We start from the raw sequence: 17,317 nt of genomic DNA on the forward strand, positions 1-17,317 counted from the left end.
CTACAACTTTGAAAACGCTCCAGCTGGGTGGAAACGCATGTTCTCGAAAATTCTTATCGCCAACCGCGGTGAAATCGCCTGCCGGGTCATCAAGACCGCACGCCGGATGGGTATCAGGACGGTGGCGGTCTATTCCGATGCCGACCGTGACGCGCTTCATGTCGAGATGGCCGACGAGGCGGTGCATATCGGCCCGGCCGCGGCGGCGGAATCCTATCTCGTGCCTGAGAAGATCATCGCCGCCTGCAAGGAAACCGGGGCGGAGGCCGTGCATCCCGGCTACGGTTTCCTGTCCGAGCGGGCCAGTTTCCCGGAGGCTCTCGCCAGGGAGGGGATTGTCTGGATCGGCCCGCACCCGCGTGCCATCAAGGCAATGGGCGACAAGATCGAGTCCAAGAAATTCGCCAATGCGGCAAACGTCAGCACGGTTCCCGGCTTTCTCGGGGAGATCGACTCTCCTGACCATGCGGTCAGGATTGCCGAGGACATCGGCTATCCGGTGATGATCAAGGCCTCCGCCGGTGGTGGCGGCAAGGGCATGCGGATTGCCTGGAATGCGGAAGAAACGCGCGATGGCTATGTCCGCTCGAAATCCGAGGCGGCATCCTCTTTCGGCGACGACCGGGTGTTCATCGAAAAATTCATCGAAAATCCCCGGCACATCGAAATTCAGGTGCTTGGCGACAAACACGGCAACGCGATCTATCTGGGCGAGCGGGAATGTTCGATCCAGCGGCGCAACCAGAAGGTCATCGAGGAAGCCCCGTCGCCGCTTCTGGACGAGGAGACCCGCCGGAAGATGGGCGAACAGGCCGTGGCCCTGGCCCAGGCCGTCGATTATGACAGCGCCGGGACGGTCGAATTCGTTGCCGGACAGGACAAGAGCTTCTTCTTCCTGGAAATGAACACCCGCCTGCAGGTCGAGCACCCGGTCACGGAACTGATAACCGGCGTCGATCTGGTGGAGCAGATGATCCGCGTGGCCGCCGGGGAAAAGCTCGCCCTGGCGCAGCAGGATGTGAAACTGAACGGCTGGTCCGTTGAAAGCCGCATCTATGCGGAGGATCCCTACCGCAGCTTCCTGCCGTCGATCGGCCGTCTTGTGCGTTACCGCCCGCCGGAGGAAATGTCCGGCGACGGCCTGACGATCCGCAATGACACCGGCGTTGTCGAGGGATCGGAGATCTCGATGTTCTACGATCCGATGATCGCCAAGCTGGTGACCCATGCGCCGACCCGGGAAGAGGCGGTCGATGCCATGAGTTCGGCGCTCGATGCGTTTTACGTGGATGGGATCCAGCACAATGTGCCGTTCCTCACCGCGCTGATGAACCATCCGCGCTGGCGCTCCGGACAATTGTCGACCAGTTTCATCGCCGACGAATACCCGGACGGCTTCTTCCCTGCCGTTCCGGATGCGGCCGCCTATTCGGTGCTTGCCGCAGTGGCGCTTTCCATGGGGGCTCTTGAAAGGGAGCGGCTGGATCATCTTCCCGGGCGCCTGCGGCCGCATTCCGGCGCCCTGCGGGAAGACTGGGTTGTCAAGCTGGACAAGACCTATGTGCCGATCCGCCTGGCGGCCGGTTATCCCGGAACGCCGGTCGAACTGGATGTGGCGATCGGCGACGGTCCCGTGACGACGGTGGAAGCCGACTGGGCGCCGGGCGATCCGCTCTGGTCGGGCAAGGTCGGCGCGCGGCCGGTGACCGTTCAGGTGCGTCCCGTGACCGGCGGGTACCGTCTCGACTGGCAGGGATTTTCGGTGGTCGCCAAGGTGATGACGCCGCGCGTTGCGGAGCTGGATCAGCTGATGCCGGAAATGGTTCCGCCGGACACCTCGAAAATGCTGCTTTGCCCGATGCCGGGCCTTGTGGTCTCCATCGCGGTTTCCGAAGGCCAGGAGGTCAAGGCCGGCGAGCAGCTTGCCGTTGTGGAAGCCATGAAGATGGAAAATGTGCTGCGGGCCGAACGGGACTGCACCGTCACGGCCATCAAGGCCGAGGCCGGCGACAGTCTGGCCGTGGACGCGGTGATCATGGAGTTTTCCTGACCCCTGCCTTCATTGACAGGCAGACGACGGAAAAGATATGGCAACGGCCTGCAGTTTCCCGCTGCGGGCCGTTCGCGCTGGTCGGATCGTCCTGACGTCGCATCGGCATGCCCCCGAGCCTTTTCCAGGAGCCATGATGGCGTTCACGACCCTGCTGTTCGATCTGGACGGCACCCTGACCGATCCCTTCGAGGGCATCACCCGTTCGATCCGCTACGCGCTGGAGAAGATGGGAGCGCCGGTACCTGCAGCCGAAGAGCTGCGCTGGTGCATCGGTCCGCCTCTGCCTGAAAGCTTCCGGGTGTTGCTGGGGACCGACGATCAATCGCGACTGGCTCAGGCCGTCGCCTTCTACAGGGAACGCTACACGGTCACCGGCCTTTTCGAGAATGCGCTGATCGAGGGCATTCCGGAAACGCTCGCCCGGCTGACCGCCGCAGGGTATTGCCTGCATGTGTGTACCTCCAAGCCGCATGTCTATGCGCGACGGATCGTCGAGCATTTCGGACTGATGTCCTATTTCGGCAAGGTGTATGGATCCGAGCTCGACGGTACGCGCTCGGCCAAGTCGGACCTGATTGCCCATATCCTTGAGCAGGAGGCGGTCGGCGCCGCGCAGGCCGTGATGATCGGCGACCGCAAGCATGACCTGATCGGCGCCAACGCCAACGGCGTCGCCGGTATCGGGGTGTTGTGGGGCTATGGCAGCCGCGAAGAGCTGGAAATGGAAAACCCGATGCTGATTGTCGAGGAACCTGAAGAGATTTCGCGCCGGCTGATTGCCGGCTGAACCGATGCGGCCGGAAATGGCCCCTTGAATTTGGAATTGCATTTCAGCATTTTCAGCGATACTGAAAATATTGTGAGAGCAGTTCTCGGGGCGGGGTGAAATTCCCCACCGGCGGTATCAGGGAAACCTGGAGCCCGCGAGCGCCAGAAACCTTTCGGGGGGCATGGGTCAGCAGATCCGGTGAGAGGCCGGAGCCGACGGTTGAGGTGCAATCCTTCACGAAGGAGGGCGCCCGAAAGTCCGGATGAGAGAGAACTTGGCTGCGGCCCCGGCAACGGGATGGCAGGCGCAGAGTCTTTTGAGACTGTTCTGGATGTGCAACTGGAACGGAATCGGGCCATGATCGCTGCCTTGTCGAAATCATCGCAAAGACCCTTGCAGGCCGCTCTGGCCATGATCGGAGCAGGGGCGTCCTTCGCGCTTGTCAACGGTGCCCTTCAGGCCGCCACCATGCAGTTGGGTGTGTCGTCCACCTCCGCCGCCTTCTGGCAATATGCGCTGGGCCTTCTGGTGGCCTTGCCATGGGTGCTGAGGCGCGGGCCGTCGTCATTGAAAACCAGACAGATCGGCTGGCACCTGTTGCGCGCAGTGCTTGCGGTGATCGGCATCCAGATGTGGGTGGCCGGTCTGGCGCGGGTGGAGATCTGGCAGGCCATCGCGCTGGTGATGACCTCACCCTTCTTTGTCATCATCGGTGCGAAACTCTTCTTCGGGGAGCGTGTGGGCGCGGTGCGCTGGCTTGCGACCGTAGCCGGGTTCTCGGGCGGCATGGTCATTCTGGAGCCCTGGAACGAGGGCTTCGCCTGGGGGGCGATGCTGCCGGTGGCCGCGGCGGCCTTCTGGGCGGGAACCTCGCTGGTCACCAAGAAGCTCAGCGAAACCGAAAATGCCGATTCCATCACTGTCTATCTGCTGCTGCTGCTGACACCGGTGAACGCTCTGCTGGCGCTGGGCGAAGGGGGCATCGTGCCGTCCGGCGAAGCCTTCTGGCTGCTCGTCGGAGCCGGTGTTCTGACGGTGATCGCCAATTATCTGCTGACCCTTGCCTACCAGAAGGCCGATGCGGCCTTCGTGCAGCCGTTCGATCATCTGAAATTGCCGCTGAACATCGCCGTCGGCTTCCTGGCTTTCGGATTCGCTCCCTCCGGCGCCTTCTGGCCGGGGGCGCTGGTCATCGTCGGAGCGTCGCTTCTGGTGATGCTGGACGAACAGAAACGGGCGGCTCGCCAGTCGGCGGCCGCCGGCAAGGCCTGAGGGAGCCCTGCGGGAATGCCGGCCGCCCGCCGCGGAAAGATTTGAAAAGCAACCGCATTTCCGGCACTTTCGCATTCCGGTGCATGTCGCGTTGAATTGAATTCAGGAAATGGCCCGAAGGCATATGCGATGCAGAGGCTGCCTCGGGCGTCTTCCTGAAGCCATGAAACCGTTCAAACGCGACACGCTCCAGATGCCGTGCCACAGGCCTCAAGCCGTTTCATCCACATTCATGAGGCTGTACCCTGTGGTCATGCTTATAGCTTTCGCTTCGGCGATCCGTGACAGGAGATCGCGATGACAACAGATCCATTGACCGTTCACGTGGCGATTGAAGGTCGCGTGCAGGGGGTCGGCTATCGCGCCTGGTGCGCGGATGAAGCGGCGGCGCGCGATCTTTCCGGCTGGGTCCGGAACGTGACTGGCGGGGCAGTGGAGGCGGTGTTTACCGGCCCGTCCGATTCGGTGGTCGACATGCTGGATGCGCTCTGGCACGGCCCGCCTTTTGCCCGGGTGAGCCTGATCAGGGATCTCGAGGCGGCCGAACCTGCAAGCGGGGCCTTCGCGGTCCGGGAGTCGGCATGAGGCTGGAGATTTTCCCGATGCTGAGCATCGCGCATCCGGGCGGGAAATTCCCGAGTTGTTGAAATGGCCGGCCGTCAAGCTGCGCAGAATTTGCGGGTTCCGGCTGCCTTTTGTGTAACAATTGCCTTGTTCTGCTGTTGTGTTGTCATTGAATTATCGCAATATTCTGTTCTGACACATGGAACAATCCAGGCTGTTTCATCTGTCATCCGCAGCGTAATTCAAGGAGAATTCTGGTGAAGATTGCGATTCTCGGTGGCGACGGTTTTGTCGGTTGGCCAACCTCCCTGCACCTGTCCGACAAAGGCCACGAAGTTCACATCATCGACAATCTCAGCCGCCGATGGATCGATGCCGAGCTCGGGGTGCAGTCGCTGACGCCGATGGATTCCATTCAGGAACGCACGCGGATCTGGAAACAGGAAACGGGAAACACGATCCGGTTCCACCTGATCGACATCGCCCGGGATTACGAGATTTTCAAAGGCTGGCTGGCGGAAAACCGGCCGGATGCGATCATTCATTTCGCCGAGCAGCGCGCCGCGCCCTATTCGATGAAATCGGACCAGCACAAGAACTACACCGTCAACAACAACGTCAACGCCACTCATCATCTGCTGAACGCCATGGTGGAGCTCGGTCTGGACGCGCATCTGGTCCATCTGGGCACGATGGGGGTCTACGGATATTCCAGCGTCGGCGCCGCCATTCCGGAAGGCTATCTGAGTGTCGATGTCGAGACACTGAATGGTGACAAGGCGGCGCAGGAAATTCTCTATCCGGCAAATCCGGGCTCGATCTATCACATGACCAAATGCCTGGATCAGCTCCTGTTCCAGTTCTACGCGAAGAATGACGGTCTCAGGGTCACCGATCTGCATCAGGGGATTGTCTGGGGCACACACACGCAGCAGACCCGCCGTCACGAACAGCTGATCAACCGCTTCGACTATGATGGCGACTACGGAACGGTTCTCAACCGCTTCCTCATTCAGGCGGCAATCGGTTATCCGCTCACGGTGCATGGAACCGGCGGCCAGACACGCGCCTTCATCCACATTCAGGATTCGGTGCGCTGCATCGAGCTTGCACTGGAAAATCCGCCGGAAAAGGGCGACCGGGTCAAGGTGTTCAACCAGATGACGGAAACCCACAGGGTGCGCGATCTGGCGGAACTGATCTCGGGATTGACCGGGGCGAAGATCGCCTATTTGCCGAACCCGCGCAAGGAAGCGCCCGAAAACGATCTGGTGGTCGAAAACCGGCAGTTCCTGGAGCTCGGGCTCGATCCGACAACCCTGAAGGATGGTCTCCTGAGCGAAGTGGTGGATGTGGCCAGGACATTCGCCTACCGGGTCGACCGCAGCCGGGTGCCGGCGGTATCCGCCTGGACCAAGGAGATCGCGGAAGAGATCGAGCGCGATCCGGAGCATCCGCGGCTCAAGTCGGTCTCCTGAAGACTCATGAGCGACACCCCCGAGTTCGACAGGCCCCCGGCCAGCGCATTCGCCTATGTGACGCTGGTGACCAATCGGGATTACGTTCTGGGCGCCAGCGCGCTTCTGCGCTCGCTCCTGCGCTCAGGCACCGGCGCGGATCTCGTTGTTCTCTACACGCCGGGTGTCGATGAGCAGGATCTGGCGATCCTGAAGCCGTTCGGACCGCGGCTCGGCCGTTGCGACCGGCTGCCGACTTCCGCCGGCTTCAACGAACGCCACGAACGCGGTCGCCTGCATGCGGCGGCCCCGTTCACCAAGGGCGGCAAGCCGGTGTTTCACACGCCGCTGGACAATTTCGTGAAACTGCGTCTCTGGCAGCTCTCCGAATACGAGAAGGTCGTGTTCATTGATGCGGACGCCCTCGTTCTGAAAAATTGCGACAAGCTCTTCGGATATCCGGAATTCTGCGCGGCGCCGAATGTCTATGAAAGCCTGGCCGATTTTCACCGCATGAACAGCGGCGTCTTCACGGCTCGCCCCGACGCTGCGACTTTCGATGTCATGCTGGACCGGCTGGACCGGCCGGACGCCTTCTGGCGGCGCACCGACCAGAGTTTTCTGGAGAGCTTTTTCCCCGACTGGCACGGGCTGCCGGTCTTTTACAACATGCTGCAATATGTCTGGTTCAACCTGCCGGATCTCTGGGACTGGAGCCAGATCCATGTGCTGCACTACCAGTATGAAAAACCCTGGCAGGATGGTCATGATAAATCGCACCGGTTGGGACCGCTGATCGATCTCTGGCAGGCCTTTGCCACCGGCGAGCAGATACCGGACGATCTGTCGGAGCTTCCCGGCCCGGTGGCGCCAGCGGACAAGCGGGTCTGCTGAATGCATGTCCTGATAACAGGGGCGGGCGGTACGGTCGGCCGTTTCGTCACCCGGCGGATGCTGGACGAGGGGCATCAGGTTACCGTTCTGGGTCGACGGCCTCTGCAGGGCTGGCAGACGGCATTCTGTCCCCATGACCTTGCCGATACAGCCCCGGATCTGCCGTCGGCGGATGCGCTGGTCCACTGTGCGCTGGCGCATGAACCGGGAAAGTTCCGGGGAGGAGAGGGCAACGACCCGGACCGCTTCCGGCGCCTGAACGGCGAGGGAACCCGGGCGCTGTTCAGCGCGGCGCGGGATGCAGGCTGCAGGCAGGCGGTTTTCCTGTCGAGCCGCGCGGTTTACGGCGACCATCGGCAAGGCGAGCTGTTGACGGAAACCGACAGGCCGGCACCCGACACGCTGTACGGTCAGGTCAAGGTGGCAGGCGAGGCGATGCTGGAGGACATGACCGGTCCGACCTTCCGGGGTGCCGTGCTGCGGGCAACCGGCATCTACGGGCGTGTTCCGGAGCGTGCGGGCCACAAGTGGAGCGATCTCTTCCGGGCCTTTGCCTGCGGGGAAGCGGTCGCCTCCCGCAAGGCGAGCGAAGTGCACGGAGAGGATCTCGCGCGCGCGGTTGCCCTCGTTCTGGACGAAGGCGTCTGGCAGGCGGTCCTACTGGCGCATTTCGAGGTGTTCAACGTCTCCGATCTGGTGATCGACCGCCACGACCTGCTGGCTGAGCTCAAGGACCTGTGCGGATGTGCCGGAACGCCGCCTAAGCCGGCAACGTCCCAGCCCGGGGTCATGGATACGGCGAAACTCGAGGCGCTCGGGTGGCGGCCGGGCGGGCAGGAGCGTCTGACGGACTTTCTCCAGACCTGCTGCGCGGAGCTTCAGGCTTCGGCATAGGTCGCGACCGGCCCGAAAATCTTCTCGAATTCCGCGCGCAGGACAGTGTCGTTTTCGGCCATCGTCACCGGAATGCCGAGATCCACGAGGCTGGTGACGCCGTGGTCGCTCACGCCGCAGGGAACGATGCCGGAAAAATGTTCCAGCTCCGGTTCCACGTTGAAGCTGATGCCGTGAAAGGTCACCCATTTGCGCAAGCGAATGCCGATCGCGGCGATCTTGTCTTCCACATCGGCTCCGCGATCCGGCCGCCGGACCCATACGCCGACCCGGTCCTCCCGGCGCTCGCCACGGATGTGATAGTGCCAAAGCGCGTTGATCAGCCAGGCTTCCAGGGCCGAAACGAAGGCGCGCACGTCCTGTTGGCGCCGCTTCAGATCCAGCATGACATAGGCAACCCGCTGGCCGGGGCCGTGATAGGTGTGCTGTCCGCCGCGTCCGGTGCGGTGGACCGGAAACCTGCCCGGTGCGACGAGATCGGCGTCGCTGGCGCTCGTGCCTGCCGTGTAGAGCGGCGGGTGCTCCAGCAACCAGACCTGCTCGGGCGCGTCGCCGGCGATGATTCTTCCGACCCGCTCGTCCATTTCCGCAAGAGCGGTCTCATAATCGACCGGGGCGTCGGAAATGCGCCATTCGACCGGTTGAGACCCCGGTTCCGGCAGAAAACTTATGTTCAGGGTGTCCCGATCGGCAGGTGACATGTGGATGACACTTCTTTGTTTTTTGAGTCGGCTTGCCATGCCGTGGTATGGTCAGGGCTGGCGGTTTCCGCCTTATTTAAGGATTTCGGCCTGTGATGACCACCTTTGATGAGATCAATGTCGACATTTCCGTGGTGCTGGGCGAATCCGAAATGCCTATTCACCAGCTGCTGCGCATGGGCCGCGGCGCGGTGATCGATCTTGATGTTTCCGAAGATGACGACGTGAAAATCTACGCCAACAACACGCTTGTCGCCAAGGGGCAGGTGGTGCTGCTGGGCGAGCGGATCGGAATCTCCGTCACCGAGGTTCTGTTGCGTCCGCCGGAAATCCGCCCGATGCGCACCGAAGGCCCGCTGTAACGGCCGGGCGAAGAAAAAGCATGTGCCTGTGCATTATTGCAAATTCGGCTCTTGCGCCCCCAAAATCCTTTTGCTACACGGGGCGCCTCGACGCTGACAGGCGCCGGGAACAATCGAATATGCGGTCGTGGCGGAATTGGTAGACGCGCAGCGTTGAGGTCGCTGTGGGGTAAAACCCGTGGAAGTTCGAGTCTTCTCGACCGCACCATTCGAACGGCAACTCAGTTGCTTCAAAAGGCCACCTTCGGGTGGCCTTTTTGATTCTCGGGGTTGCATGCGGGCCATGCTCGCGATTGTCGCATGTGTCGGAAGCAGCTTTTCCGATCAGCCGGTCTGTGGTTACCTGAGCATCATGAGGCGGCCGCCGGATCGGGTCCGGCCACGCGTATTGCGGAGAAAGTATCAGGTGTTCAAACCCCAGTCAGTTCTTGCCGGTTGTGTTTTCTCCCTCCTGATTTCGGGCGCTGCACTCGCCCAGGACGCCATGATTGCGGCGCAGTCGGTGGCCGGATCGGCAACTGTTCCGGTTGACGGCGACATCAACCGCTTCCGGGCGGTTCTCGCCGAAACGGAAGAGGGGGCCGACCTGTTTATCTACACCGATGCGGGCAACGGCTGGGAGCAGACCGTCCATGCCCGTGACATCGTCTGGCGCGGCGGGTCGTACGGGCAGGAGCCCTGGCTCGAGGCGACAGAACATGGCTCGCTGAAGCTCTATTCCGAAAACTCAGCCATCGGCCGGGACCGCTGGGAGCAGGTCCTGACCATTGCCTATCGCGGCGGCAGGTTCGTGATCGCCGGATACACCTATTCCCATTACGATACCCTCGATCCGGACAACTCCGGGCAGTGTGACGTCAATCTTCTGACCGGCAAGGGCATCCTGGACGGCAAGAGCTTCAGGACATCACTGAAAACGCCGGCGGTGGGCGACTGGACCATGGACATGGGCCCGCCGGAATGTGTGTCTGACTAATCGGTCTTCCCATCGCACAACATGAAAATCGTTCACTCCGGTCAGACAGGTCCATGAAACCATTCGGACACAGATACAGGCGGCGGACATTGTGCCTTGCGGGCGCGGGGCTGACTGTCGTGCTGACGGCTTTTCCGGCGCTGGCCCTGTCGCAGTCCACGAACCCGGCCAACTTTCCCGGCATGACCTGCCAGCAGCTCTGGTATATCGAGCAGCAGGTTCTGGCCGAGGGCAGGGTGTGTCTTCAGAGTGAACGGGCGCGGCGGGCCTTCCGGCGGGCAAAGCGCTGCATTTCTTCCGATGAGACCATCCTGTCCGCAAAGGCGCGCGCCTATCTGCAGCAGCTGCGAAGCGCTGCCAGAGACAAGGGATGCGCAGGGTTCTAGACCCTGTCTCGGGCCTCTTTCCGATTCTGGTAACCGCTTGAACGCCACCTGCTGCAGGCATCTGTTTTCGTGCGCCGGCAATCGCCAGGCGCGGGGCGCCCCTCGCACGCAATTTCCATTGCAAGTCTTGTGGACCGGAACCGCTTTTCCTGTGGCGCTTTGGCCTGCCAGAGGCTAGTTCTGGTGCCGGGATGCCGGGACCTGTTTACCGGTGAAGATCAACGCGCAAGGAAGGGGAGTGCCGGATGAGTGAAGCAGCCGAACTTGATGTTGCAGCCTCTCCCGAACCGGCGATCCCGGTGCGCGATGAAGAGGGTCATCTCAACCCGGACTTCATTGCGGCGGTCGAGACCGCCATCCGGGCGAATGACCCGTCCGGCCTGAGGGCGCTGGCCGCAAACCTGCATGAGGCGGACACCGGGGACCTTCTGGAGACCATCAATCCGGAGGAACGGGCTGCCTTCATCCGGCTCCTGGGCGAGGATTTCGACTATACCGCCCTGACCGAGATGGACGAGGCCATCCGCCTGCAGGTTCTGGAAGACCTGCCGACGGAAGCCATCGCGGAAGGTCTCGGCGAACTCGATTCCGATGATGCCGTCTACATCCTGGAGGATATGGACGAAGACGACCAGGCCGCGATTCTGGGCGAGCTGTCCTATGCGGACCGGGCGCAGCTGCAGAAGGCGCTGGATTATCCGGAAGAAAGCGCCGGCCGGCGCATGCAGAGCGAATTCATCGCCGTGGCACAGTTCTGGACGGTCGGCCAGACGATCGACTACATGCGCGAAGCGCGCGATCTGCCGGACAGTTTCTACGAGATTTATGTTGTCGATCCCGCTTTCAAGCTGCTCGGATCGGTACATCTGAACAAGATCCTGCGGACCAAGCGGGACGAAAAGGTCACCTCCATCATGGAGGAAACCCGGCAGGCGGTGCTGGCGACGGAAGACCAGGAAGAGGTGGCGCGCCGCTTCGAGCGCTACAATCTGGTTTCCTCCGCCGTGGTCGACGAGAATGAGCGCCTGGTCGGTGTGCTGACCGTGGATGACATCGTCGATGTCATTCAGGAAGAGGCGGAAGAGGACCTGCGCGCGCTGGCCGGGGTCGGCGACGAGGAAATTTCCGATACGGTCATGACCATCGCGCGCTCGCGCTTCGCCTGGCTCGTGGTCAATCTGGGCACGGCGATCCTGGCATCCGTCGTGATTGCTCTCTTCGAGGAAACCATCGAGGCGATGGTCGCGCTTGCGGTCCTGATGCCGATCGTGGCGTCGATGGGGGGAAACGCGGGCACGCAGACGATGACTGTTGCCGTTCGCGGGATCGCGACCCAGGAGCTGGGGACCCGCAACATGATGCGGGTGCTGAACCGCGAAATCCTGGTGAGTGCGCTTAACGGTGTCGCGCTGGCCATCCTGATCGGGGTGACCTCCTGGATGTGGTTCGGCAATCCCGGCCTGGGCGTGGTGATCGGCGGGTCGATCATCGTCAACATGCTCTTTGCCGGTATTTCCGGCCTGCTGATCCCGATCGCGCTCGACCGGCTCCATGTGGATCCGGCGATCGCCTCGAGCGTCTTCGTGACGACGGTCACCGACGTGGTCGGCTTCTTCGCCTTTCTCGGCATCGCAGCGCTCTGGTTCGGCCTGCCGCTGTGACGGATCCGTCCTTCGCCACGGGGCGAAGGACCCGGTTCATGACCCTGTTTCGGCTTTCCGCAGATTGTCACGCAGTTTCATGATCCTGTCCTGAAGCGCCATGGCCTCTTCGAACGCCAGTCCGGTGGACGACAGGATACAGCTGCTGAACCGCTCGGTCTTTTTCTGCAATGCGCGGCCCTTGCGGGTGAGCTTGAGGATGACCTGACGCTCGTCCTTCGGGTTGCGGGTGCGTGTGACCAGCTCCATCGTTTCAAGACGCTTGAGCAGCGGTGTCAGGGTGTTGGTGTCGAGCTGCAGCTTCGACGTGATGGTGCCGACCGGAACATTGTTGGTCTCCCAGAGCACGGTCATCGCCAGATATTGCGGATAGGTGAGGCCGATCTCTCTCAGGAGGGGCTTGTAGACACCGTTCATGGCATGGTTGGCGGAATAGAGGGCGAAGCAAAGGAACCGGTCGAGCTGCAGACGCTCGTGAGCGGCATCGGAAGGCTCCGGCGTCGGGCTTTGCGGATCGGGCTCCTGGGGCGGACCGAAGTCCGGCGAAGGCGCTCGGTCCTGCTTCGCGGCGGCCTTGGCGCTGCCTTTGGCCGTGGCCTTCCTGCGCGGCTTTTTCCCGTCGGGGTCAGCCTTGGCCGGTTTGTCTTTTTTCGGTTTTTCGGTCTCCTCGGGCGCGGAAAAGCCTATCGCGTCCAGAAGAGACATCTGATCTGTCGTCTGGTTCATTCCCCGCTTATAAATCGTGCGCGATATGGTCGCAAGCACTTGACCATTTTCTCGGGTGTATTATGTTGCAGAAATAATATCGTGTGCGATTAAATCCTATAAGATGTAAATGATCCTGTTCATACACCATGAGATGAAGGAATGACCCGATGACTGTCGATGTAAAATACCAGGCAAGAGCCCGAGCAACCGGCGGGCGGGATGGCGCCGCGGAGACCCTGAACGGGTCCTTCAAGGTCAAGCTGGCGACGCCGAAGGAACTCGGCGGCGCCGGGGGAGAGGGCAACAACCCGGAAGAGTTGTTCGCCGCCGGTTACGCGGCCTGCTTCATCGGGGCTTTGAAATTTGTCGGGGGCCAGGAAAAGGTTGCCATTCCGACCGATACCTCGATCACGTCGACCGTCGGCATCGGGCCGCGTTCGGAAGGCGGTTTCGGTCTGGAGATCGCTCTGGAGATTTCCCTGCCCGGTCTCGACAGGGCGGTTGCGGAGGATCTTGTCGCCAAGGCGCATCAGGTCTGCCCGTATTCCAACGCCACGCGCAACAATGTCGATGTGAAGCTGACCGTGGTCTGACACCTTCCGGTGTGACGACAATGTGAGAGGGGCAAGTCCTGCTTCTGGTTTGTATTCGCCCCGCACTTTGCGGGGCGAATTCGTTTTGGCCGGGGGCGCCTGATACGGTCAGGGGCTGCCCTGGCGGCTTGTCGTTCGCCCTTGGTTCGTGATCGGATAGGGTGAACAATCCGACACGCATCGTTACGGGGAGCTTTGAGGAAATGCATGCACCGCGGATCGACGGCATTCTGGAAACGGCCGTCTATGTCGATGACATGGAGGCCGCGCATGCCTTTTATTCCGGCATCCTGGGGCTCGAGCGCATGGTCGCGGGCGAGCGCCTTCACGCCTATGATGCCGGGCCTGCGCAGACCCTGCTGGTTTTTCATCGCGGGCATACGGGAGAGGATGTCGAAACCGGCGGTGGAACGGTTCCCGGCCACGATACCACCGGTCACAGTCACTTCGCGTTCAGGATTTCCGCGAACCAGCTTCAGCCCTGGCGCGAGTATCTGGCGGCAAAGGGTGTCGCGATCATCAGCGAGGTGACCTGGCCGGCCGGCGGGTGCAGTCTTTATTTCAACGATCCGGACCGAAATGTCCTGGAACTGGCAGTTGCGCCGCTCTGGCCGAACTTTCTATCCTGAATTTTAACCGCTTGAGGGCAAATTCAGGAAAATTCGGGGACTGTACGGGTGCGATGGTATGAATTTGTTGCAGGCGGGATTGCGGACGCTGTTCTACATAGCGGTCGGCGTGGTGATTTCGGTTGCCGGAGCAGCGTATTTTTTCATGAACTGGGAACCTGACCGGGACGACTATCCGCTTCGTGGCATCGATGTGTCCCATCATCAGGGAGAGATCGACTGGAGCCTGGTTGCGGCGGATGACGTCACCTTCGTCTACATGAAGGCCAGCGAGGGCGCGGACTTCAAGGACGGTGCCTTTGCCCGGAACTGGGCCGGTGCGGGCGCTGCGGGTCTTGCCCGTGGTGCCTATCATTATTTCAGCCTGTGCCAGCCGGGACGAAAGCAGGCGGAAAATTTTCTCTCTGTTCTTCCGCGGGATCAGGACATGCTGGCGCCGATGGTGGATCTCGAATTCACCGGCAATTGCGCGCGCCGGCCGGCCGTTGAAGAGGTGCTGCGCGAGATCAGCGACTTTACGGCTCTGGTGGAGCAGGCAAGCGGCAAGCGGATCATCTTCTATTCGCCCCGGGACTTCTATTTCGCCTATCTCAAGGACAGTGGGCTGAACCGGGGTCTCTGGGCCCGCTCGGTCTGGCATTCCCCCGATTATGCCGATGAGTGGACCGGCTGGCAGTATCACGACCGGGGCACGGTGAAAGGAATTTCGGGGACTGTGGACCTCAATGTGCTGAACAGGGACATGAGCCTTGACAAGCTTAGGTCAAGATAGATAACTGACTGTAATTTAATATCAAAAATCAACATATTGACTTTAACGTAAAAAGCCTGAATTGTGCCCCGATCAGGAAGGGTTGGGCATGCAACGCTATTTTACGATCACCCAGCTGACGCAGGAATTCGACATCACCACCCGCACATTGCGCTTCTACGAGGCGCAGGGACTGGTGTCTCCGACCCGTCGCGGGCGTCAGCGTCTTTATACCCACGGCGACCGGACGCGGATCAAGCTGATCCTGCGCGGCAAACGCCTCGGTTTTTCCCTGAACGATATCCGGGAGATCATCGAGATGTATGCCAGCGACCCGGGAGAAACCGGGCAGTTGCGGCTGTTGCTCGACAGGATTTCAGCGCGGCGCGAGGAGCTTCTGGAAAAGCAGCGGGACATCGAGCTGACCTTGCTGGAACTCGACGAAGTGGAATCCGGCGCGCGCACGCGCATCTCCGAACTTGAGGCCGGTCTGTCGCGGGAAAAGGTCTGATGGAATTCACACCGAGAGATCCGGACTGGGAAAGCCGTGTCCGCACCAGCTTCGCGGCGCAGGCCTTCATGACCAGCCTGGGCGCGGAACTGGTTCACCTGTCGCCGGGGGTGGTGGATCTTGAGCTGAACATGCGCGCAGATCTGACCCAGCAGCACGGCTATTTCCATGCCGGGGTGACCTCCTCGATTGCCGATTCCGCTGCCGGTTATGCCGCCCTGTCGCTTTTCGCGCCCGGTTTCGGCGTCCTGACGAGTGAATACAAGATCAACCTTCTCAATCCGGCCGGTCAGAAGGTGCTGCTGGCGCGCGGCAGGGTGGTGAAACCCGGCCGTACGCTGACCATCGCGAAAGCCGATGTCTACGGTCTTGACGAGGGCGTTCAGGTGCATGTGGCGACCGGATTGTTCACGCTGATGAGCGTGGCCGGGGTAAAGGACTGAACCATGGGTGGTACCCTCATACGGGCACTTCGGCGGGAAGACCGGCCAGCCTGGCAGACCCTCTGGAATGCCTATCTCGACTTCTACCGCCAGGATCTGCCTGCGGGTGTCTCCGACGACCTGTTCGAACGGCTGCTCTCGCCGAATGGCCATGAGGCCCTTGTGGCTGTCAGGGAGGAGAGCCTTGTCGGTTTAGTTCACTATCTTTTCCATGACAGCACGTGGTCGACGGGGTCGACCTGCTATCTGGAGGATCTGTTCGTCAGCGAAACAGGCCGTGGGTCCGGAGCGGGACGCGCACTGATCGAAGCCGTTTATGCGGCCGCCGACGCCAGGGCCGGAACCGACGGCGCCGTCTACTGGCACACGCATCACCACAACGAGGCCGCCCGGAAACTTTATGACCGGGTCGGTGTCCTGAGCGACTTTGTACGATATGAGCGCTCCTGATTTCAGGAGCTTTGGGAGGAAACCAAAATGATCCGCAATGATTTTCCGGGCTTTAATTTCGATCTCGGCGAAACCGCAGACATGCTGCGCGACACCGTACGCTCCTACAGCCAGGACCGCATCGCGCCGCTGGCCGAGAAGATCGACCGCGAGGACTGGTTCCCGCGCGAACTCTGGCCGGAAATGGGGGAACTCGGCCTCCACGGCATTACGGTCGAGGAAGACTGGGGCGGCTCCGGCCTTGGCTATCTGGAACATTGCATCGCCATGGAGGAGGTCAGCCGGGCCTCTGCGTCCATCGGGCTCAGCTACGGCGCCCATTCCAACCTGTGCGTCAATCAGCTGCGCCGCTGGGGCAGTGACGAGCAGAAGAAACGCTATCTGGGGAAACTGGTGACAGGGGAGCACCTGGGCGCCCTGGCCATGTCGGAAACGGGGGCCGGTTCGGACGTGGTTTCCATGAAACTGCGGGCCGAGAAAAAGGGAGACCGCTACATCCTGAACGGCTCCAAGATGTGGATCACCAACGGACCGTCCGCCGACACGATGATCATCTATGCCAAGACCGATCCGGATGCGGGGCCCAAGGGCATAACGGCCTTTCTTGTCGAGAAGGATTTTCCGGGCTTTTCCGTTGCCCAGAAACTCGACAAGCTCGGCATGCGCGGGTCCGAAACCGGCGAGCTGGTCTTCCGCGACTGTGAAGTGCCGGAGGAAAACGTGCTCGGTTCGGTCGGCAAGGGCGTCAATGTGCTGATGTCCGGCCTCGACTACGAACGGGCCGTTCTGGCGGCGGGCGCGGTCGGCATCATGCAGGCGGCGATGGATGTCGTCGTTCCCTATATCCACGAGCGCGAGCAGTTCGGCCAGGCGATCGGCACCTTTCAGCTGGTGCAGGGCAAGGTCGCCGACATGTATGTCACCATGAACGCCACCAAGGCCTACGTCTATGCGGTCGCAAAAGCGTGCGATCGTGGGGAAACGACCCGAGAGGACGCGGCCGGCGCCATTTTGTATGCGGCGGAAAACGCCACGAAGATCGCCCTGGATGCCATCCAGCTCCTCGGCGGCAACGGCTACATCAACGAATATCCGACCGGCCGCCTGCTGCGCGATGCCAAGCTCTACGAGATCGGCGCGGGCACCTCCGAAATCCGGCGCATGCTGATCGGGCGGGAGATCTTCAACAAGACCGCCTGAGGTTCCGGCGGAATTGCCGGGCGGGGATTGATCCTTCCCCGGC

Annotated in this window: 20 protein-coding genes, 1 tRNA gene and 1 riboswitch; of the genes, 19 read left to right on the forward strand and 2 right to left on the reverse strand. The window is 61.4% G+C overall.

What is annotated here, in order from left to right:
- Positions 1–37: 37 nt before the first annotated feature.
- The 7 genes from DCO57_RS14670 to DCO57_RS14700 all read left to right on the forward strand — a co-directional run bounded on the left by DCO57_RS14670 (position 38) and on the right by DCO57_RS14700 (position 7,903).
- Positions 38–2,050: an acetyl/propionyl/methylcrotonyl-CoA carboxylase subunit alpha gene (locus DCO57_RS14670; RefSeq protein WP_116699656.1), complete on the forward strand. Its 2,013-nt coding sequence runs from the start codon at positions 38–40 to the stop codon at positions 2,048–2,050.
- A gap of 136 nt (positions 2,051–2,186) precedes the next feature.
- Entirely contained in the window at positions 2,187–2,840 is a 654-nt protein-coding gene (locus tag DCO57_RS14675) for an HAD family hydrolase (RefSeq protein WP_116699730.1), read from the forward strand.
- Positions 2,841–2,917: 77 nt separating this feature from the next.
- Positions 2,918–3,100: riboswitch (FMN riboswitch) on the forward strand.
- Between the two features lie 79 nt (positions 3,101–3,179).
- Positions 3,180–4,094 (forward strand): DMT family transporter, encoded by a 915-nt coding sequence (locus DCO57_RS14680; protein WP_116699731.1) that lies wholly within the window; start codon positions 3,180–3,182, stop codon positions 4,092–4,094.
- Positions 4,095–4,391: 297 nt separating this feature from the next.
- The gene (locus DCO57_RS14685; RefSeq protein WP_116699657.1) at positions 4,392–4,679 is read left to right on the forward strand and encodes an acylphosphatase; all 288 of its coding nucleotides are present in this window, start codon (positions 4,392–4,394) and stop codon (positions 4,677–4,679) included.
- A gap of 236 nt (positions 4,680–4,915) precedes the next feature.
- Positions 4,916–6,136 carry an NAD-dependent epimerase/dehydratase family protein gene (locus DCO57_RS14690; protein ID WP_116699658.1) on the forward strand — a complete coding sequence of 407 codons (1,221 nt, stop codon included), beginning with the start codon at positions 4,916–4,918 and terminating at the stop codon, positions 6,134–6,136.
- Between the two features lie 6 nt (positions 6,137–6,142).
- Positions 6,143–7,009, forward strand: a complete 867-nt coding sequence (locus DCO57_RS14695; protein ID WP_116699659.1) for a glycosyltransferase — start codon at positions 6,143–6,145, stop codon at positions 7,007–7,009.
- Complete coding sequence (locus DCO57_RS14700; RefSeq protein ID WP_116699660.1) at positions 7,010–7,903, forward strand: NAD(P)-dependent oxidoreductase; 894 nt, start codon at positions 7,010–7,012, stop codon at positions 7,901–7,903.
- On the opposite strand, the gene lipB is transcribed toward DCO57_RS14700, so the two are convergent.
- Positions 7,888–8,604: a lipoyl(octanoyl) transferase LipB gene (gene lipB, locus DCO57_RS14705; protein ID WP_116699661.1), complete on the reverse strand. Its 717-nt coding sequence runs from the start codon at positions 8,602–8,604 to the stop codon at positions 7,888–7,890. The two genes, DCO57_RS14700 and lipB, sit on opposite strands and share 16 nt — an antisense overlap.
- A 95-nt stretch (positions 8,605–8,699) precedes the next feature.
- Here lipB and DCO57_RS14710 point away from each other — a divergent pair, with 95 nt between their 5' ends.
- The 5 genes from DCO57_RS14710 (at position 8,700) to mgtE (ending at position 11,989) form a co-directional block, all read left to right on the forward strand.
- Positions 8,700–8,966: a FliM/FliN family flagellar motor switch protein gene (locus DCO57_RS14710; protein ID WP_116699662.1), complete on the forward strand. Its 267-nt coding sequence runs from the start codon at positions 8,700–8,702 to the stop codon at positions 8,964–8,966.
- 121 nt (positions 8,967–9,087) lie between these two features.
- A tRNA-Leu gene (locus DCO57_RS14715) sits at positions 9,088–9,174 on the forward strand.
- A gap of 198 nt (positions 9,175–9,372) precedes the next feature.
- Positions 9,373–9,942, forward strand: a complete 570-nt coding sequence (locus tag DCO57_RS14720; protein ID WP_116699663.1) for a hypothetical protein — start codon at positions 9,373–9,375, stop codon at positions 9,940–9,942.
- Between the two features lie 53 nt (positions 9,943–9,995).
- Positions 9,996–10,328, forward strand: coding sequence for a YARHG domain-containing protein (locus DCO57_RS14725; RefSeq protein WP_133192685.1), 333 nt, complete (start codon positions 9,996–9,998; stop codon positions 10,326–10,328).
- A 245-nt stretch (positions 10,329–10,573) separates the two neighbouring features.
- Positions 10,574–11,989, forward strand: a complete 1,416-nt coding sequence (gene mgtE / locus DCO57_RS14730) for a magnesium transporter (RefSeq protein ID WP_116699665.1) — start codon at positions 10,574–10,576, stop codon at positions 11,987–11,989.
- 36 nt (positions 11,990–12,025) lie between these two features.
- Here mgtE and DCO57_RS24070 read toward each other — a convergent pair whose 3' ends face one another.
- Positions 12,026–12,715, reverse strand: coding sequence for a MarR family transcriptional regulator (locus tag DCO57_RS24070; RefSeq protein WP_116699666.1), 690 nt, complete (start codon positions 12,713–12,715; stop codon positions 12,026–12,028).
- Positions 12,716–12,864: 149 nt separating this feature from the next.
- Here DCO57_RS24070 and DCO57_RS14740 point away from each other — a divergent pair, with 149 nt between their 5' ends.
- The 7 genes from DCO57_RS14740 (at position 12,865) to DCO57_RS14770 (ending at position 17,274) form a co-directional block, all read left to right on the forward strand.
- Positions 12,865–13,290, forward strand: a complete 426-nt coding sequence (locus DCO57_RS14740; RefSeq protein WP_116699667.1) for an organic hydroperoxide resistance protein — start codon at positions 12,865–12,867, stop codon at positions 13,288–13,290.
- A gap of 203 nt (positions 13,291–13,493) precedes the next feature.
- Complete coding sequence (locus DCO57_RS14745; RefSeq protein WP_116699668.1) at positions 13,494–13,919, forward strand: VOC family protein; 426 nt, start codon at positions 13,494–13,496, stop codon at positions 13,917–13,919.
- A 58-nt stretch (positions 13,920–13,977) separates the two neighbouring features.
- The gene (locus DCO57_RS14750; protein WP_116699669.1) at positions 13,978–14,691 is read left to right on the forward strand and encodes a GH25 family lysozyme; all 714 of its coding nucleotides are present in this window, start codon (positions 13,978–13,980) and stop codon (positions 14,689–14,691) included.
- Positions 14,692–14,779: 88 nt separating this feature from the next.
- Positions 14,780–15,181, forward strand: coding sequence for a MerR family DNA-binding transcriptional regulator (locus DCO57_RS14755; RefSeq protein ID WP_116699670.1), 402 nt, complete (start codon positions 14,780–14,782; stop codon positions 15,179–15,181).
- Positions 15,181–15,624, forward strand: coding sequence for a PaaI family thioesterase (locus tag DCO57_RS14760; protein ID WP_116699671.1), 444 nt, complete (start codon positions 15,181–15,183; stop codon positions 15,622–15,624). Before DCO57_RS14755 ends, DCO57_RS14760 begins: the two co-directional genes overlap by 1 nt.
- Positions 15,625–15,627: 3 nt before the next feature.
- Positions 15,628–16,074, forward strand: coding sequence for a GNAT family N-acetyltransferase (locus tag DCO57_RS14765; protein WP_116699672.1), 447 nt, complete (start codon positions 15,628–15,630; stop codon positions 16,072–16,074).
- A 27-nt stretch (positions 16,075–16,101) separates the two neighbouring features.
- Complete coding sequence (locus DCO57_RS14770; RefSeq protein WP_116699673.1) at positions 16,102–17,274, forward strand: isovaleryl-CoA dehydrogenase; 1,173 nt, start codon at positions 16,102–16,104, stop codon at positions 17,272–17,274.
- The last annotated feature ends 43 nt before the right edge of the window (positions 17,275–17,317 follow it).

The sequence above is a fragment of the Labrenzia sp. 011 genome (assembly GCF_003075075.1).
GTDB lineage: Bacteria > Pseudomonadota > Alphaproteobacteria > Rhizobiales > Stappiaceae > Roseibium.

Coding starts and splice junctions, on each gene's coding strand:
- DCO57_RS14670 (WP_116699656.1), top strand. CDS start 38: ATGTTCTCGAAAATTCTTATCGCCAACCGCGGTGAAATCGCCTGCCGG.
- DCO57_RS14675 (WP_116699730.1), top strand. CDS start 2,187: ATGGCGTTCACGACCCTGCTGTTCGATCTGGACGGCACCCTGACCGAT.
- DCO57_RS14680 (WP_116699731.1), top strand. CDS start 3,180: ATGATCGCTGCCTTGTCGAAATCATCGCAAAGACCCTTGCAGGCCGCT.
- DCO57_RS14685 (WP_116699657.1), top strand. CDS start 4,392: ATGACAACAGATCCATTGACCGTTCACGTGGCGATTGAAGGTCGCGTG.
- DCO57_RS14695 (WP_116699659.1), top strand. CDS start 6,143: ATGAGCGACACCCCCGAGTTCGACAGGCCCCCGGCCAGCGCATTCGCC.
- DCO57_RS14700 (WP_116699660.1), top strand. CDS start 7,010: ATGCATGTCCTGATAACAGGGGCGGGCGGTACGGTCGGCCGTTTCGTC.
- lipB (WP_116699661.1), bottom strand. CDS start 8,604: ATGTCACCTGCCGATCGGGACACCCTGAACATAAGTTTTCTGCCGGAA.
- DCO57_RS14710 (WP_116699662.1), top strand. CDS start 8,700: ATGACCACCTTTGATGAGATCAATGTCGACATTTCCGTGGTGCTGGGC.
- DCO57_RS14725 (WP_133192685.1), top strand. CDS start 9,996: ATGAAACCATTCGGACACAGATACAGGCGGCGGACATTGTGCCTTGCG.
- mgtE (WP_116699665.1), top strand. CDS start 10,574: ATGAGTGAAGCAGCCGAACTTGATGTTGCAGCCTCTCCCGAACCGGCG.
- DCO57_RS24070 (WP_116699666.1), bottom strand. CDS start 12,715: ATGAACCAGACGACAGATCAGATGTCTCTTCTGGACGCGATAGGCTTT.
- DCO57_RS14740 (WP_116699667.1), top strand. CDS start 12,865: ATGACTGTCGATGTAAAATACCAGGCAAGAGCCCGAGCAACCGGCGGG.
- DCO57_RS14745 (WP_116699668.1), top strand. CDS start 13,494: ATGCATGCACCGCGGATCGACGGCATTCTGGAAACGGCCGTCTATGTC.
- DCO57_RS14750 (WP_116699669.1), top strand. CDS start 13,978: ATGAATTTGTTGCAGGCGGGATTGCGGACGCTGTTCTACATAGCGGTC.
- DCO57_RS14755 (WP_116699670.1), top strand. CDS start 14,780: ATGCAACGCTATTTTACGATCACCCAGCTGACGCAGGAATTCGACATC.
- DCO57_RS14760 (WP_116699671.1), top strand. CDS start 15,181: ATGGAATTCACACCGAGAGATCCGGACTGGGAAAGCCGTGTCCGCACC.
- DCO57_RS14765 (WP_116699672.1), top strand. CDS start 15,628: ATGGGTGGTACCCTCATACGGGCACTTCGGCGGGAAGACCGGCCAGCC.
- DCO57_RS14770 (WP_116699673.1), top strand. CDS start 16,102: ATGATCCGCAATGATTTTCCGGGCTTTAATTTCGATCTCGGCGAAACC.